Raw genomic sequence first — 15798 nt, 5'->3', positions numbered from 1 at the left:
GGCGCCGCGGCTCGAACGAGCGGAAGAGCGATCAGCCGCGGCAGAGCTTCAGGATGAAATTCTCCGCGTCGAGAACGGCAGCGCCCAGCGCCGCCATCGTGCCGGCATCGCCGCCGGTCTCCTCTATGACTTCCGCCGTCTGCGACACGCGGAATGCGCCGACCGAACTTGCCGCGCCTTTCAGCCTGTGCGCGGCGGCCCCGACACGCACGGTCTCGCCGCTCGCAATATCCTGAAGGCACGCGCGGGCTTGACGGGCAAACATCTGAAGGACTTCGACTTCCAGCGTCTTGTCGCCCATCGTCTGCTTTGCGAGATGAACCAGGTCGATCGGCCGGACCTTCGAGGGACAGGGTCCCTTTGCATTGTCCGGCGCCTCGAATACGATATTCAATGCTGCCATCTGGGCCGCCATTTGCCAATTCTCCCGTCTCACGCCGTCCGCACTTGCAACAGTTCTGCGTCAGGAGGGTGGCCATCACGTTAAATTCCGGCACAGCGGGCGCGGAAATCTCGGCGTATGGTTAATGTCCGTTAAATATCCCTAAATTATTGGTTTTTAAGCGGGGTCGAGGATTCAAAATTGTTAACAACAGGTTAACGAGCCGCTAATCTCAAGCCTTCATTAATTGTGTGAAGAGCCCAGATGTGTCACTACGATACTGGTGGAGCGGGTTTATGGTACGCGCCTTTGCCGAGTGAGTGGATAATGGTAGTGTTTTGATACCTTCCGTTTGAAAAAGCGGCTATCTACTCTGAAATGACATGCTTATCCGTCCGCGGTTGGGATGGAGGGCCATAACGGCAAAGTTGTTCCGGGGTGAGGCGGAAGCCTGGGCAGCGCTGGCGGACCGGCCGACAGTAACGAGGCGTAACCGAATGGCGAATAACAAATACAATGAGTCGATAGAGGACAAGGCGTTCAAGGCATTGGACGAGGCGCTCCAGATCGATTTCGGCAAGGATAATGTGCCGTCTCGCCGCGGCGACGCGCCTGAGGCGCCGGAGGGGAATGTGTCTGATCCATCGAATGTGCGTAATCAGCAAGCCCAGGAAGAAGCGCAGCGCCGCAACCGCCGCGGCGCCAACGGCGAGCAGGCTTCCAGGGCTCCGGCCTTCGCACCCGCCAATGATGCCAGCCGCAATACGCCCGCCTCTATCCTGAAATCTTTCGACGGCGCCTCCAGCCGCTCGGCGATGCGCACCGCCACCCTGTTTTCCGTGCTCTGGGTGATGGCGGGCCTCGGCCTGATGTCGCTGCTTTACGCGCCGCAGATCTGGCAGATCCGGTCGCTGGCCGACCTCGTCGCCCTGCCCGGTGTCATTGCCGGCCTGGTCGGCATCATCATTCCGGTGATGATGTTCTACGCTTTCGCCATCATGATCTCCCGCGCCCAGGACATGCGCAACGCCGCCCGCTCCATGGCAGAGGTGGCATTGCGCCTGGCAGAGCCGGAAACCATCGCCTCCGAACGCATCATGACCGTGGGCCAGGCGGTGCGCCGCGAGGTCTCGGCCATGAACGAAGGCATCGAGCGCACCATCGCGCGCGCTTCCGAGCTGGAAACGCTGGTTCATTCCGAAGTCAACGCGCTGGAGCGTTCCTATGCGGACAATGAACTGCGCGTGCGCGGCCTTGTCCATGAACTCGGCTCCGAACGGGAGGCGATCGTCAATCATGCCGACCGCATCCGCACCTCGATCGGCAGCGTCCACGACCAATTGAAGGAAGAACTGTCGCTTGCGACCGAAGAGATCGCTGTGCGTCTCGCCACATCGGGCGAAGCCTTCGCCTCGCTGATCGACACGCGCGCAGCGACGATCCTGGAAAAATCGGACAGCGCCCTGCAGTCGATGGGCAGCCTGCTCGCCGCCAAGACCGATAGCCTGCTCCAGACGCTCAACGCATCCGGCTTTGCTCTCGCCACTGAATTCGACAACCGCCTCGAAGCGCTCTCCGTCAACCTCAACGAACACGGCGAAAAGCTCCTCAGCCAGTTCGAGACGCGCGCTTCGACCATGGACAGCAGCACCGAGAAGCTGAACGCAGCACTGAACGAGCGCACGCATCAGCTCAACGAAATCCTGATCGCCCGCACCCGCGAGATCAACGAAAGCCTGACGTCGGGCGAACGCACCATCGGCGGCACGCTCGACGACGTGCTGTCGAAACTGAACAGCGCGCTTGACGAAAAGGGCGCAAGCTTCCGCCAGAGCCTGCAGAGCACCGCCGACGACGTCGTCATGGATCTTGACCTTCGCTCCGGCTTCTTTGAAGAGCGGCTGCAGACGACCGTCGCCCAGCTTTCGACCGCCTTCGATGAGCGCGTCGCCGAATTCACCAGCGCTTTCGACAAGCGCACCGGCTCGCTCGACATGAAGCTGATGGAAAGCCTTGCCCGCATCAACGAGACGCTGACCGGCGGCTCGGATTCGATCGACGGCATCCTTAATTCCGGCATCGACCGCATCGGCTCCTCGATGACGGATCACTCGCTGGCGCTCGCCACCGCGCTCGCCACCAGCCACGAAGTGCTGGAAAACACGCTTGGCACCCGCAGCGAGGAAATCACCACCGCGCTGACCAGCCGCACCGGCGAGCTGACCTCGGCGCTGCAGAACGCGACGTCGGATATCGCGCTGGCGCTTGCATCAGGCACTTCCGACCTGCAGAACAATCTCCAGGCTCGCTCAGCCGAGTTCCGCGACACGCTGCGCACCACCACCACCGAGCTGACCGCCGCCGTTGCCGCCGGCACTGAAGAGGTGACCACCGCCTTCGGCGGCCGCGCCGAGGCGTTGAGCGGCGTTCTTACGGCGCGCACAGCCGAAATCAGCGAGGCGCTCGGCGCCGCGCATGGACGCATCGACAGCGTCATGGCAGAGCGCGGCGGCGCGCTCGTCGAGGCGCTGACCAGCCATCACGGCCGCTTCGAGGAAGCGCTGACCACCCGCTCCGACGCGATCATCAACGCTGTCACGGGCACCCACGACCGTCTCGCCGAAACGCTCGACGAGAAGGCCATGGCGCTTGCCATCTCCTTGAACGAGAGCCAGGCCCGGATCGAAGATACGCTCGAAACGCGCTCCGCCACCCTGCTGAACGCCGTTTCCGGCACCCATGACCGACTGTCCGAGACGCTCGACGAGAAGGCAATGGCGCTCGCCATCTCCCTGAACGAAAGCCAGAGCCGCATCGAGGACACGCTCGAGACCCGCTCCGCAGCCTTCCTCAATGCCGTGTCGGGCACGCATGAGCGGCTGTCGGAAACACTTGATACGAAGGCAGCGGCCCTGACGACGTCCCTCGACGAGAGACACGCCCGCATCGAGGATGCGCTCGGGACACGCGCCGAAGCGCTGCTCAGCACGATCGCCGGCACGCGTGACCGCCTTGCCGACACCCTCGATGAAAAGGCGATGGCGCTTGCCGTTTCCTTGAACGAAGGCCAGGCCCGTATCGAGGACACGCTGGAAACCCGTTCTGCAGCCCTGCTGAACGCTGTCTCCGGCACCCACGACCGCTTCGCCGAGACGCTGGACGGTAGGGCGTCTGCCATCGCCGCCTCGCTGAGCGAGACGCAGGCCCGTATCGAGAATACGCTCGAAACCCGCTCCGCCGCCCTGATGGATGCCGTTACCGGCACCCATGACCGCCTCTCCGAAACCTTGGACGAGAAAGCGATGGCGCTCGCCATTTCGCTCAACGAGAGCCACGCCCGCATCGAGGATACGCTGGAAACCCGCTCCGCGGCCTTGCTGAATTCCGTTTCCGGCACCTACGACCGCTTCTCCGAAACGCTCGACGAGAAGGCGATGACGCTTGCCATCTCGATCAACGAGAGCCAGGCACGGATCGAAGACACGTTAGGGACCCGCTCCGAGGCCTTCCTCAAGGCCGTGTCGGGCACACATGAGCGTATCTCCGAAACGCTCGACCAGAATACATCGGCGCTCGCTGCTACCTTGAACGACGGCCAACGGCGACTGCAGGATACGCTGGAGACGCGCTCGGAATCCTTCCTCAACGCGGTTTCCGCCACCCATGATCGGCTGTCCGAGACACTCGACGATCGGGCGATGGCGCTGGCCATCTCGCTGAACGAGAGCCAGAGCCGCCTCGAGGAGACGCTGACATCCGGTGCCGATGCGATCACCAATGCGGTCTCCGGCACGCATGAACGCCTGAACGGCGTGCTCGACCAAAAGGCCAGCGCGCTGGCCGCTTCGTTGAACGAGGGCCAGGTCCGCATCGAGGAATCCTTGGGGCACCGCACCGCCGCGATCATCGGCGCTGTGACGGCAAGCCACGACCGGCTCACCGATACGCTCGACGAAAAGACCATGGCGCTCGCCATTTCGCTCGACGACAATCAGAGCCGCTTCGACAGCGCGCTCGAAGCCCGCAGCAATTCCATCATGGAAGCCGTCGCCAGTGCCGAAGCGCGCGTCGCCGGCGCCTTTGCCGACAAGACCGATGCCATCCATAACGCCTATGCCGACAATCAGCAGCGACTCGAAAATGCGCTTTCCCAGCACAGTGCAGCCCTCTCGGGCGTTCTCGATGCCGGCGGCGCCCGCTTCGAGGATCTCGTCGGCGGCTTGACCGGCCGCATCGAAGGCCGCCTGAGCGATGCCCATGCGCGGCTCGGAGGCCTTGCCGAGGAGGCCGCGGCGCGCATCGAGAGCGGACTGGATTCTGCCCATGAGCGCATCCGCACGACGCTTGAGGATCGCGCCAACGCCATCGATCTGTCGCTGAACCAGGCCCATACGCTGATCAGCGATACGCTGACCGAACAGGCGACCAGCATCGGCACATCGGTGGCGACGAGCATCAGCATGCTCGAGATGTCGCTGGAAGACCGCGAGGCTTCGATCCGTCAAGCAATCGATTCCGGCGCTCAGACATTAGAAGATCGCATGCATGCAAGCGCCGGTCAGATCGCCGGCCGCTTCCAGGAGGCGGCCAACACGATTTCGAGCTCCGCTCAGGGTCTTTCCGCCCATCTCGACCAGTCCGTCGCAAGCCTTGCGGGACGTCTCGAAGAAACCGGTTCCCGTATGGAAGCGGGCCTGACTGCCATTGAGAGCCGCATTCGTGACGGCGTCGGCGGCGTTGCCGACAAGGTCGAAGCGGCCAGCAGCCAGCTGTCCGGCGTGCTCGCCGACGGCATTTCCCGTCTCGGCGCGCTTGGTGACGACACAACCCAACGCATCTCGGCGACGCTCGAAGGCAGCGCCGCAAATCTCACCCGGGCGATCGACAGCCGGACCGCCAATCTGGCCGAGACCCTGGACAGCCGCACGACCACGCTGACGGGCGCCATCGAGGGCCGCACGGCAAGCCTCGGCGAAACCCTCGACCGCGGCAACGAGCGCATCGAGGAACGGCTCTCGACCATGGATCGCGCTTTGACCGTCGGCCTCGAAGCCGTCAACCGTACCATCGAAGGCAAGGCCGCCGGCCTCGCTTCGACGCTGCGCAGCGCCGTGGCCGAAGCAGCTCAGGGAATGGAAGGCGAAGCGACGAGAACCACCGAACTGCTCGGCAAGACCGGCCAGCAATTCGCCGAGGATCTCAATGCAAAAAGCGACGAATTCACCCGCACCATGGATGAGCGTTCGTCGCAGATCGTCACCCGCGTCGCCGAAGCCCAGAACCGTCTGGCAACCCAGGCCGCTGCCGTCGCCCAGACTTTCTCGGAAGCCGGCAATGCCATCGTCAACAAGGTCGCCGAGGCCGAGACGATCGTCGGCACGCAGGTCAATGCAATCTCCAAGGCGCTGTCGGATGCCGGCCAGTCTTTCGAAGCGCGCGGCGACGCCATCCGATCGACGCTGTCGGGGGCCGGCAGCGAGATTTCCGCCACCATGGCGGATGTCGATCGGGCGCTCGAAGCTCGCAGCAGCGCCATCCGCTCCAATCTCGAGGAGCGTGCCCGCGAGATCGATACGACCTTCTCCGACATCGACCGGGCGCTCGAGGCGCGCGGCAACTCAATCCGCGCGACGCTCGAGGAACGCACCCGCGACCTCAACTCGATGCTTGCAGGCCGCTCGGTTGAATTGACCCGCATTCTCGACGAAACGGCCCGCCCGATCATCGATCGCTACACCGATGCCGGCGAGCAGGCCGCTGCCCGCATCACCGCCGCCGCCAACCTCAGCGCCGACCGTCTGCGCGCCGAAAACGAAGCGCTCGCCAGCGCCGTTGCCGCCCGCACCGAGAATGTCGCCAATGCCGTCAGCGCCATCGAGAACAGCCTGGTCGGCAACGTCAACGGTCTGGTCCAGCGCATGTCGGAAAGCAGCGCAGCGATGGCGATGATGATGAACCGCGCCGCCGAGCAGCTGACGAGCGTCGACGGACGTCTTGGGGAAACCACGACGCGCTTTGCCGACTCCGCCACCAAGGCCGCCGAAATGGTCAATGCCTCGACCCGGCTTCTCGAAGGCAAGGTCGACCGTCTTTCCGACATTTCGGGCCAGACGCTGTCGCAGGTCGGCGGCATCATCGGCCGTTTCGACGAACACTCCAAGGTCCTGACTTCAGGCCTCGCAGCTTCTGGGTGCCGCCCAGTCCAACCTTGCCTCGACGCTCGAGGAGCGTGAAGGCGCGCTGCAGGCGCTCTCTGTCAGCCTGGTCCAGCGCTCCGACGAGATCGAAAAGACCATGCGCGGCCTTGGCGGCATGATCGAGACCGTGTTCGAGCGGGCCGAGCAGCGCTCCAACCAGGTCACCGGCAATCTGCGCCAGGGCGTACAGTCCTCCTTCGCCGATATCGGCCGTATTCTGACCGAAACCGAGAAGCGCGCCCAGGAAGCCGCCGAGACGATGCGCGAGGCAATCACCCGCGCCGGCGAGGAAGCCAACACGACGATCGACGGCACCTTCGCCAATGTCGAGCGTCGTTCCGGCGATCTCTCCAACCGTATTCGCGGCGGCCTCACAGCCTCGTTGTCGGAAGTCGAGCGCATGCTCGGCGAGGCCGGCCGCGCCTCCGACGGTGCGGCTCAGCACATGCGGGAATCGCTGCGCGAGGCGATCGAGGATGCCGTCGGCCGCTTCTCCGGCGCCACCGACGATATCCGCCGCTCCGCCGCCGATATCCGCAGCGAGCTCGATGCCACCCGCGCCGAACTGAAGCGCGGCGCCTTCGACTTGCCCGAGGAAGCCAAGGAAAGCGCCTCGGCCATGCGCCGCGCCGTCGCCGAGCAGATCAAAGCGCTTCAGGATATCTCCCAGCTCGTCGGCCGCTCGAGCCAGCAGCTTGAAATCTCCGAGCCCGTCGCCCGCTCGCTTGCCCAGGTGCAGCCGGCGCCGCGCCCCGCTCAGCCGGTCGCAGCTCAGCCGCCGCAGCCGGCGGCACCGCCGCCGATCGAAGCAACGGGCCTGCGTGGAACGATCGCCCCGTCGGCTCCGGCCGTCGCCGCTCAGCGCGCCGCCCCGCAGCCGGCCCCCGCCCGCCAGGAATCAGGGCGCCAGGAACCGGCCCGGGAAAGCGGCGGCTGGATCAGCGATCTCCTGCGCGGCGCCTCGCGTGACGAAGCCGCCGACGAGGCGCCGGCCCGGGCCCCGGCCCGCCCGGCGGAAACCGCCGCACCGGCCACGCGCAGCAACGACAGCCGCAATCCGCGCCATGTCGTGGAATCGCTGAATTCGCTCTCCGTCGATATCGCCCGCGCCATCGACCACGATGCCTCGGTCGATCTCTGGCGCCGTTACCAGCGCGGCGAGCGCGACGTTTTCACCCGCCGCCTCTACACGCTGAAGGGTCAGCAAACCTTCGACGAGATCAAGCGCAAATATGACCGCGAGCCGGAATTCCGCACTGCCGTCGACCGCTATATCGGCGATTTCGAAAAACTGCTTGCCGACGTCGCCCGCACCGACCCGAACCAGACTGTCACCCAGTCCTACCTCACCTCGGATACCGGCAAGGTCTACACCATGCTCGCCCACGCAGCGGGCAGGCTCCGCTAGAAGCCTGGCCGACGCCTTGGATCTGGAGCCGCCTGAACCTGTGTCAGGCGGCTTTCACTTATGATGCCGACAAGGTCTGCTCCCTATTCCCGGAACCGCGAACGAATGACCAAGGCCCTGCTGATTATCGACGTGCAGAATGCAATTCTCTTCGGGAAGGCCACGTCCGAGCGACAGTCTCAGGTCGATTCTGCGCTGGATGAGACCGTCGCTCGGCTTGCATCGCTTCAGGAAAAGGCGCGACAGGCCCGCGTGCCGGTCGTGCTGGTGCAGCATGACGGCGGCAGCGGCCATCGATTGGCCGTCGGCACGCCCGGATGGGAACTGCGCCAGGAGATTGCGCCGCGACAAGGCGAGGTCGTCGTCCGCAAGCAAAGTGCCGATTCCTTCTTCGAGACCGATCTTGCCGAACGCCTGAATGAACGGGAGGTCACGCACCTCGTGGTCGGCGGCTGCATGTCGCAATTCTGCGTCGACACGACCGTCAGGCGCGCCGTTTCCCTCGGCTATGACGTGACGCTGGTGGCGGACGGCCACACCACAGGCGATACGGCAACCCTCACCTTCTCCGAAATTGTCGCCCACCACAACGAAACGCTCGACGGTTTCGACGCGGGCAAGGCGGCGGTGGAAATCCGCCGCGCGGCCAACATCGCCTTTTCATAAAGCATCGGCGGCAACAGCCGATATCATATCGGAAGCAGGCGCTCGGTCCTCAGCTTGACGATCAGCGCCTCGACGACCTCTGGCACATCTTTCGCAGCCGTATCGACAATGATCGGCCTTTGCCCCCAGTCGTCATATATTCGCTCGACGACTTCCTGCCGCGTCGGTTTAACCAGACCTTCCACATCCGTTTTCCGCGTCTCGACCCGGCGGCGATGTTCGCTCTTGTCGGAACAGATCACCTCGACCTCGGCCGCGATCACGCCGGAGCGTGCAGCGACTCCCAGCCAGGCCTCGCGGGTTATTGTCAACGGGTTGACCGAATCGACGATCACCATCCTGCCGAGCGTCAGATTATCCTCCGCAATGCCGTAGGCGACGACATAACCCGCCGGGCCGATGTCATTGGAAGGATCACCCGACGCTCTGATCGCCTGCTCGATCGTATCGACCCTCACATGCACGGCTCCGAGCCGTCTCGCGAGGGCGCGCGCAATCGTCGTCTTTCCACTCTTTGCAGCCCCATCCGCCCTGTCCTATTGATCGGCTGCCATGCCCCAATTGTAAACGCGCCGATCGAGACCGATGGCGGAGACGGCAAGGCAAAAGGAATCAGCTGTGGATAGGACCTTTTTATTGCCGCCTGTCCTTCATTTCGTCACAAACTTTCTTGATCGGCTTGCGTTTAGCCAACAGCTCACCCGACCGTCCAAAGACAGAGACAGTAATACCGATGACCAAGACGACCTCCCGCCTCCGTGCCACCGCGCTCTCGTCCGCCCTCCTGATGGGCGCGTTCGTCCAGGCTGAGGCCGGCCAGGCAAGCTTCGTCGTTGATGCGCAGTCGGGTCAGGTCCTTGAAGCCTCCCATCAGGACGATCTGAACTATCCGGCGTCATTGACCAAAATGATGACGCTCTATCTCGCTTTCGAGGCTCTGCATGAGGGACGCCTCACATGGGAACAGAAGCTCACCATGTCGGAAAATGCCGAAAGCAAGGAGCCCTTCAAGCTTGCCGTCGGCGCCGGCCGTCAGGTGACACTGCGTGAAGCGGTCGAAAGCATCGTCGTACTGTCTGCCAACGACTCCGCCGTGGCGATCGCCGAACAGCTCGGCGGCTCGGAACAGGCCTTCGCCAAAGCGATGACCGACAAGGCGCACCAGCTTGGCATGAAGGACACGGTCTTCAAGAATCCCTCGGGCCTTCCTGACCCCGAGCAAGTTACCACCGCACGCGACATGGCCACGCTCGGCGTTTCGCTGATGCGGGACTTCCCGGAAGAGTTCAAGCTCTTCTCGATGCGTGGCTTTCAGTTTAGAGGCATGAAACTGCGCGGCCACAACAATCTCATGTATCGCTATGACGGCGTCGACGGCATCAAGACTGGCTATACCGATGCATCCGGCTACAATGTCGTGACGTCGGCATTGAAGGACGGACGCCGCGTGGTCGGCGTCGTCATGGGAGAGAAGACGGCAAGCCTGCGCGACGACAAGATGGCACGCCTGCTGGACAGCGCGCTGCCGTCGTCATCGACCGCCACGGCTTCCACCACACCGGGCACCCAGCCCGGAGCGACGATGACGGATACGCAACCGACCAAGTAGGCTCACCGGCTGCGCAACGTGCCGCCGGTCTATCTGAACGCCACTTCCAGATGTTGGCGGTCTTGCGCGATCACCCTACAATTCGTTTCGAATCCTTCCCCTCTGATGGCAAGAACGAATTCGGAAGGGATCCCGGCCGTATTGGAAACTGAGATACCGGCACTCTCCGAGCCGATGGACTTGACGGTGCAGTCGATGGTCGAGTGCCGATCGTTGAACAGGATCAAACCCGCCTTCAGCACACGCCGTCGAGCGCCTATGGCACGATCCGCGTGTATGGAGCTCCACGACACGCAGCAGTTCCGCCCGCCATGCTTGGCCTGATACATTGCGGCATCGGCTTGAGCCAGCAGCGTCTCGATATCCTTGCTGACAATCGAAAGCGCCGACGTTCCGAGGCTGGCTGTGACGTTCAGCGCGCCATGATCACCGCGGATGGTCTTCGAAGCAATGGCAGCTCTGAGTTTTTCGGCGACGGCTAGGGCACCTTCGCGGTCGACATGTGGAAGGATGACGGCAAATTCCTCGCCTCCGAGACGGCCGAACAGATCGCCGGCGCGAAGGATCGTCTTGCAGGTCGATGCCACCGCCTTCAGCACCTCGTCACCCGCAGCATGCCCGTGCGTATCGTTGACCTTTTTGAAATGGTCGATATCGAAGACGATACACGACAGGTCATGCTGGTGCCGCAGAGCGAGTGAAATGAGTTGACCGGCCTCCTGCTTGAAAGCGCGCCGCGTCATCGCCTCGGTCAAGCTGTCGGTGGCTGCCGACTGTAAGAGCTCGATGCGATCCATTGCTGCCCCCGTCAGCTCTTCGAGAATGCCGAGATCCCGGCTGCCGAACGATCTGGGCCTCCGGTCGATCGCGCATACCGTTCCGATCATGTGTCCGGCATTGGTTCTCAGCGGCACCCCGGCATAAAAACGGATATGGTCCTCGCCTGTCACAGCTGGATGCTGCGAAAACCGCGAATCCTTGGTGGCGTCCTGCACGACGATCGGTCTTTCGCAATCCAATACGTAGCGGCAGAACGTGTCTTCGCGCGCCACCTCGTCAGCCGAAAGTCCGGAGCACGCCTTGTACCATTGCCGGTGCGCGTCGATCAGGGACACGATGCCGATGTCGACGGAAAACACTTCTTTTATCAGACGCACGATCCGCTCGAAGCCTGGATCCCTTGGAGTATCAAGCAGATCGAGGCTCTGCAACGCAGCCAGGCGGTCATTTTCACGCTGGATCGCCTCCGCCGACGATTTCCCGAATACTCGCGCAACCACATGCAGCACTCCTGAAAGGGACTAATGATGCGTTGCACGAATTTATGAAAAATTGAATACCACGGCCGTCCCGACCTTATCGGATTGGATTTTTTCTGAATTCCGCCCGCCGATGGGCCGTCCGGAAATGACCGGATCAAATCGAGCGCAGCGTCCAGCTGACGATCTCGGAAACGACCGTGGCGAAGGCGCGGTCGAGCGCCTTGACGAAGCCAACATTGTCCCCGCCGGCCGGCGCCGTGGCGCGGAACACCTTCTGGGCGCGCACCGAACCGTTGCGGTCGTTGAGGAGCTTAACGGACATTTCGACCACCGCCTGGTTGCCGCTCGACGCATCGATCTCGAAGGACCGGATGTCGGTGACGACTTGGTAGTCGATTGCCAGCCCCTGCCCCGGCAAGCCGACGCCGCCGAGCTTGCCCGAATTCTCGAAGGCCTCGACCAGTTTCGACTGCACGATGCGCGGCAGCTTGTCGCCCCACTGGGCTCGTGAAAGATATTGGATTTCCGAAGGCGAGACGCGGATGACGATCTGCTCGCTGTCGAGCGACCTCAGCGCCGTCGGGCCGGCAATCAGGATCTGGCGGGATTTGGCCGCGGGTCCGTCGCCGTCGACGGCACCCGCCAGGTCATAGGTGTCGTTCTTGGCCGCGGTGCCGCACCCGGAAAGAATCAGCGCCGTCAGCGGCAGCGCGATCACCGTTCCCCTGATCCATGAACGGCGCGACAACAGATGCGATGCGACCATATTAGGCTACCCCTGACTTCCCCTGTTAGCGCCGCGTCCGGCCGTCATACTGCTTGACCGTGTCCCCACCGAAGATCAGGCGTTGCGGATTGCGGTCGAAGTTGGTGATCGTCTCGTTCAGATTGTTCACTGTCCCGCGCATGTCGTTGACGAGAGTCTGCACGTCGCGCAAGCCGCCGCTCGAGAATTTCTGCAGATTGTCGGCGATCGGCCCGATTCGCGAATTCAGATTGTCGGCGACCTTCTTGAAGGATTCCAGCGTTTCGCGCGCTTGCGCGAACATCGATTGCGTATTGTCGGTCCCGAGCAGCGCATCGACCTTGATGAGAATGCCGTCGATGCGGGTCGAGGCTGAATTCAGCTTGTTGGCCAGCTGCGATACGTCCTGGATCGTCTGGTCGATATCTTTCTGGCGTCCCGAAACCGTGTTGGCGACATCGCGGATCGAGGCGACGGCAGTGCGGGCATCCTTGGTCGCCTGCGAGATGTCGTCGACCGACCCTTTGAGCTTGGCCGGATCGATCTGGGCGACGAGTATGTCGACGCGGTCGAGTGTGTCCTGCGCCTGCTTGCCGAAATCGTTGAACGTGGTGGCTGTCTCATCGAACTTCTGGATCGCGCCCCTGAGATCGCCCGAGGCATCGGCGACGTTGGCGGTGATCCTTTCGGCATTCGAGACGATGCGGTCGATCTTCTGGGCGTCCACCGCCTTGACCAGCGATTCCACAGCTTGAAGCGTCGAATCGACCCGGCCCGAAACCGCCTTCACCGTATCGGAGAGCTCGCCGACGCTTTGCAGGAAGGCGTCGATATTGTCGGAATTCTTGGCAAGCGCATCCGAGAAGGTCTCGGCATTCTTGAAGGTCTGGGTCAGCGGCGCGCGCGAATCCTCGATGAACCCCTGAAGTTCGCCGACGGCGTCGTTGGCACGGTCGAGGATCTTGTCGGCAGTGGCGAGAAGATTGGTGACGCTCGACTGGTCGGCGACGATGACGGCGCGTTTGTTATTCTCGATCGCATGTTTGAGGATGCTCTCCTCACCCTTGCGGCCGCCCGACAGTTCGATATAGGCGGCCCCGGTGAGGCCCTGGATTTCAAGGGCGGCCTTGGTCGAGGGATAGATCGGCGCATCGGTGCGCACCTGGGTGAAAGCCAGCGAATATTGCGGATCGTCGGCATCGATCGACAATGTCTGCACCGAGCCGATCTGGATGCCGTTGAAGCGCACCGGCGAGCCGACGCTGAGGCCGTTCGCCGAACCGGGAATCCGCACGATCAGTTCGGTCATCGGGCCGCCGCGGCCATATTCGGCCATCCAGTAGACGAAGCCGAAGGCCGCCGCGATCACCAGCACCGTGAAAAAACCGACAATTGTATAATTGGCTTTGGTTTCCATCTTATCCGGTCACTTCCCGCTGCTGCCGTGACGTGCGCCTTCGCCCTGCGGCACGATCGACCGCGCCCGCTTACCTCTAAAATAGGCCTGTACCCACGGATCGTCATAGGCCAGCATGTCGTCGATCGTGCCTTCCACCATTACCCGCTTCTTTCCGAGCACGGCAATACGGTCGCAGACCGAAAACAGGCTGTCGAGATCGTGCGTCACCATATACACGGTCAGTCCCAGACTATCGCGCAGATTGGCGATCAGTTCGTCGAATTCGGCCGCCCCGATCGGATCGAGGCCTGAGGTCGGCTCGTCCAGGAAGACGAGTTCAGGATCGAGCGCCAGGGCGCGTGCAAGGGCGGCGCGCTTGATCATGCCGCCGGATAGCTCGGACGGATATTTGTCGGCGGCATCGGCCGCGAGCCCCACCATGCGGATCTTCAGATGCGCCAATTCATCCATCAGCGAGCGCGGCAGATCGAGATATTCGCGCATCGGAACCTGGATGTTTTCCTTGACCGTCAGCGACGAGAACAGCGCACCTTGCTGAAACAGCACGCCGAGCCGCATGTCGAGCGCATTGCGCTGCGGTTCGTCGAGTTCGTCGAAGTCCTGGCCGAGGATCTTGATCGTGCCGGAGCGGCGCGGCAGCAGCCTCAGCACCGTGCGCATCAGCACCGATTTGCCGGTGCCCGACGCGCCGACGAACCCGAGGATCTCGCCGCGATAGATATTGAGGTTGAGATTGTCGAGCACCACCTTCGAGCCAAAAGCGACCGTGACGTCGCGCGCCGAAAGCACGACATCCCTGCCCTGTCCTTCGCTTTCGATCGCTTGCTCGTTCACGCGGTCCGCCATGCTAGAAGTTGATCGCTGCATAGAACATCGCAAAAAGCCCGTCCATCAGGATGACGACGAAAATCGCCTTCACCACCGAGGCCGTCACGTGCTGGCCGAGCGATTCGGCGCTGCCGCCGACTTTTAATCCTTCGACGGCGGCGACGATCCCGATGACGAGCGCCATGAACGGCGCCTTGATCATGCCCGACAGCACGGTCGAAAGTGTCACCGCCTCGTGTAGGCGCGCCAGGAAGTTGGCGAAGGTGATGCCGGAATAGCCCCAGGCGACGGCCGCCGCGCCGGCAAGCGAGGCGAAGTTCGCCAAGACCGTCAGCAGCGGCAGCGCGATGGTCAGCGCCACCAGCCGCGGGAAGATCAACACGCCGATCGGGTTCAGGCCCATCACCTTCAGTGCGTCGATCTCCTCGCGCATCTTCATCGAGCCGATTTCGGCGGTGATCGCGCTGCCGGAACGGCCGGCGATCATGATCGAGGTCAGCAGCACGCCGATTTCGCGCAATTGCAGGATGCCGACGAGATCGACGACGAAGACTTCCGCACCGAAGTAGCGCAACTGGAATGCGCCCTGCTGGGCGATGATCGCCCCGATCAGGAATGACATCAGCAGGATGATCGGAACGGCGCGAACGCCCATATGGTCGATCTGATTGACGATGGAGGCCGGCGAAACACCGCTGCCGCGGCCGAACTTCATTTGTGCGCCGCGCACTGCCGAGCCGAGGATGTACATGGCGGCGGCGAGGTTGTCCCAGACGTCGTAGGTCATCTTGCCGATCGGCGCGAGGATACGCGCGGCCAGGGAGACCTTCTCCCTCGGTTCCGGCTCCGGTTTGGCCGGCTCCTCGGAAAACATCGCCAGCATTTCGTCGATATGCGGATTGGTACCTTCGAAGCGGACCGTCCGCCCGGCCGCCTCCGCCTCCTTTTTCAGCCGGCACAGCAGCCAGATGCCCGCCGTATCGATATCGGTGATCTCAGACAGATCGACCGTCAGGTTGCCGGACTTCTGGTGTAGGAGCTTTTCGAAATCGCGCAGCACAAGATGCACAGAGGCGCTGCGCCAGTTGCCGCTAAGACGCACATGCTGTCCCGAACCATCGGACTGGTCGTCCACGGCAAGCGAGGCAGCGTTGCGATTCTCGGCGTTCAAGATACTTGTGTCTTTCAAGGCTTACAGCGACAGTGCCGACTCGCGAAGCGGTTCGTCGCCCGGCGCGTCAATATACAGAAGCGACGTGCAATTTCCATGCTCGCAGGACA

Annotated in this window: 9 protein-coding genes and 1 pseudogene; 3 read left to right on the top strand and 7 right to left on the bottom strand. The window is 62.8% G+C overall.

Annotated features, from left to right (window positions below; genetic code table 11):
* Positions 1–31 precede the first annotated feature (31 nt).
* Positions 32–415, bottom strand: a complete 384-nt coding sequence (locus tag MHI61_RS11825) for an Hpt domain-containing protein (protein WP_239792158.1) — start codon at positions 413–415, stop codon at positions 32–34.
* Between the two features lie 464 nt (positions 416–879).
* On the opposite strand from MHI61_RS11825, the pseudogene MHI61_RS11820 reads away from it, so the two are divergent.
* Positions 880–7987 (top strand): annotated as a pseudogene (locus MHI61_RS11820) (hypothetical protein).
* Between the two features lie 105 nt (positions 7988–8092).
* On the top strand, positions 8093–8653 hold the full coding sequence (locus MHI61_RS11815; RefSeq protein ID WP_239792157.1) for a cysteine hydrolase family protein: 561 nt from the start codon (positions 8093–8095) through the stop codon (positions 8651–8653).
* A 23-nt stretch (positions 8654–8676) separates the two neighbouring features.
* On the opposite strand, the gene MHI61_RS11810 is transcribed toward MHI61_RS11815, so the two are convergent.
* Complete coding sequence (locus MHI61_RS11810; protein WP_239792832.1) at positions 8677–9150, bottom strand: AAA family ATPase; 474 nt, start codon at positions 9148–9150, stop codon at positions 8677–8679.
* Between the two features lie 236 nt (positions 9151–9386).
* Here MHI61_RS11810 and MHI61_RS11805 point away from each other — a divergent pair, with 236 nt between their 5' ends.
* On the top strand, positions 9387–10262 hold the full coding sequence (locus MHI61_RS11805) for a D-alanyl-D-alanine carboxypeptidase family protein (RefSeq protein WP_239792156.1): 876 nt from the start codon (positions 9387–9389) through the stop codon (positions 10260–10262).
* Positions 10263–10291: 29 nt separating this feature from the next.
* Here the strand turns inward: MHI61_RS11805 and MHI61_RS11800 are convergent, their stop codons facing one another.
* The 5 genes from MHI61_RS11800 to MHI61_RS11780 all read right to left on the bottom strand — a co-directional run bounded on the left by MHI61_RS11800 (position 10292) and on the right by MHI61_RS11780 (position 15706).
* Entirely contained in the window at positions 10292–11542 is a 1251-nt protein-coding gene (locus tag MHI61_RS11800; RefSeq protein ID WP_239792155.1) for a sensor domain-containing diguanylate cyclase, read from the bottom strand.
* 136 nt (positions 11543–11678) lie between these two features.
* Complete coding sequence (locus MHI61_RS11795; protein WP_239792154.1) at positions 11679–12290, bottom strand: ABC-type transport auxiliary lipoprotein family protein; 612 nt, start codon at positions 12288–12290, stop codon at positions 11679–11681.
* A gap of 25 nt (positions 12291–12315) precedes the next feature.
* Complete coding sequence (locus tag MHI61_RS11790) at positions 12316–13686, bottom strand: MlaD family protein (RefSeq protein WP_239792153.1); 1371 nt, start codon at positions 13684–13686, stop codon at positions 12316–12318.
* Positions 13687–13695: 9 nt separating this feature from the next.
* Complete coding sequence (locus MHI61_RS11785; RefSeq protein ID WP_239792152.1) at positions 13696–14535, bottom strand: ABC transporter ATP-binding protein; 840 nt, start codon at positions 14533–14535, stop codon at positions 13696–13698.
* A 1-nt stretch (position 14536) separates the two neighbouring features.
* Entirely contained in the window at positions 14537–15706 is a 1170-nt protein-coding gene (locus MHI61_RS11780) for an MlaE family lipid ABC transporter permease subunit (protein WP_239792151.1), read from the bottom strand.
* Positions 15707–15798: the final 92 nt, after the last annotated feature.

This window comes from Rhizobium sp. K102, assembly GCF_022385315.1.
Lineage (GTDB): Bacteria > Pseudomonadota > Alphaproteobacteria > Rhizobiales > Rhizobiaceae > Rhizobium > Rhizobium croatiense.
The sequence above is the reverse complement of the archived record's forward strand: the minus strand, read 5'-3'. Positions and strand labels throughout refer to the sequence as shown.

Coding starts and splice junctions, on each gene's coding strand:
- MHI61_RS11825 (WP_239792158.1), bottom strand. CDS start 415: ATGGCGGCCCAGATGGCAGCATTGAATATCGTATTCGAGGCGCCGGAC.
- MHI61_RS11785 (WP_239792152.1), bottom strand. CDS start 14,535: ATGGCGGACCGCGTGAACGAGCAAGCGATCGAAAGCGAAGGACAGGGC.
- MHI61_RS11815 (WP_239792157.1), top strand. CDS start 8,093: ATGACCAAGGCCCTGCTGATTATCGACGTGCAGAATGCAATTCTCTTC.
- MHI61_RS11790 (WP_239792153.1), bottom strand. CDS start 13,686: ATGGAAACCAAAGCCAATTATACAATTGTCGGTTTTTTCACGGTGCTG.
- MHI61_RS11805 (WP_239792156.1), top strand. CDS start 9,387: ATGACCAAGACGACCTCCCGCCTCCGTGCCACCGCGCTCTCGTCCGCC.
- MHI61_RS11795 (WP_239792154.1), bottom strand. CDS start 12,290: ATGGTCGCATCGCATCTGTTGTCGCGCCGTTCATGGATCAGGGGAACG.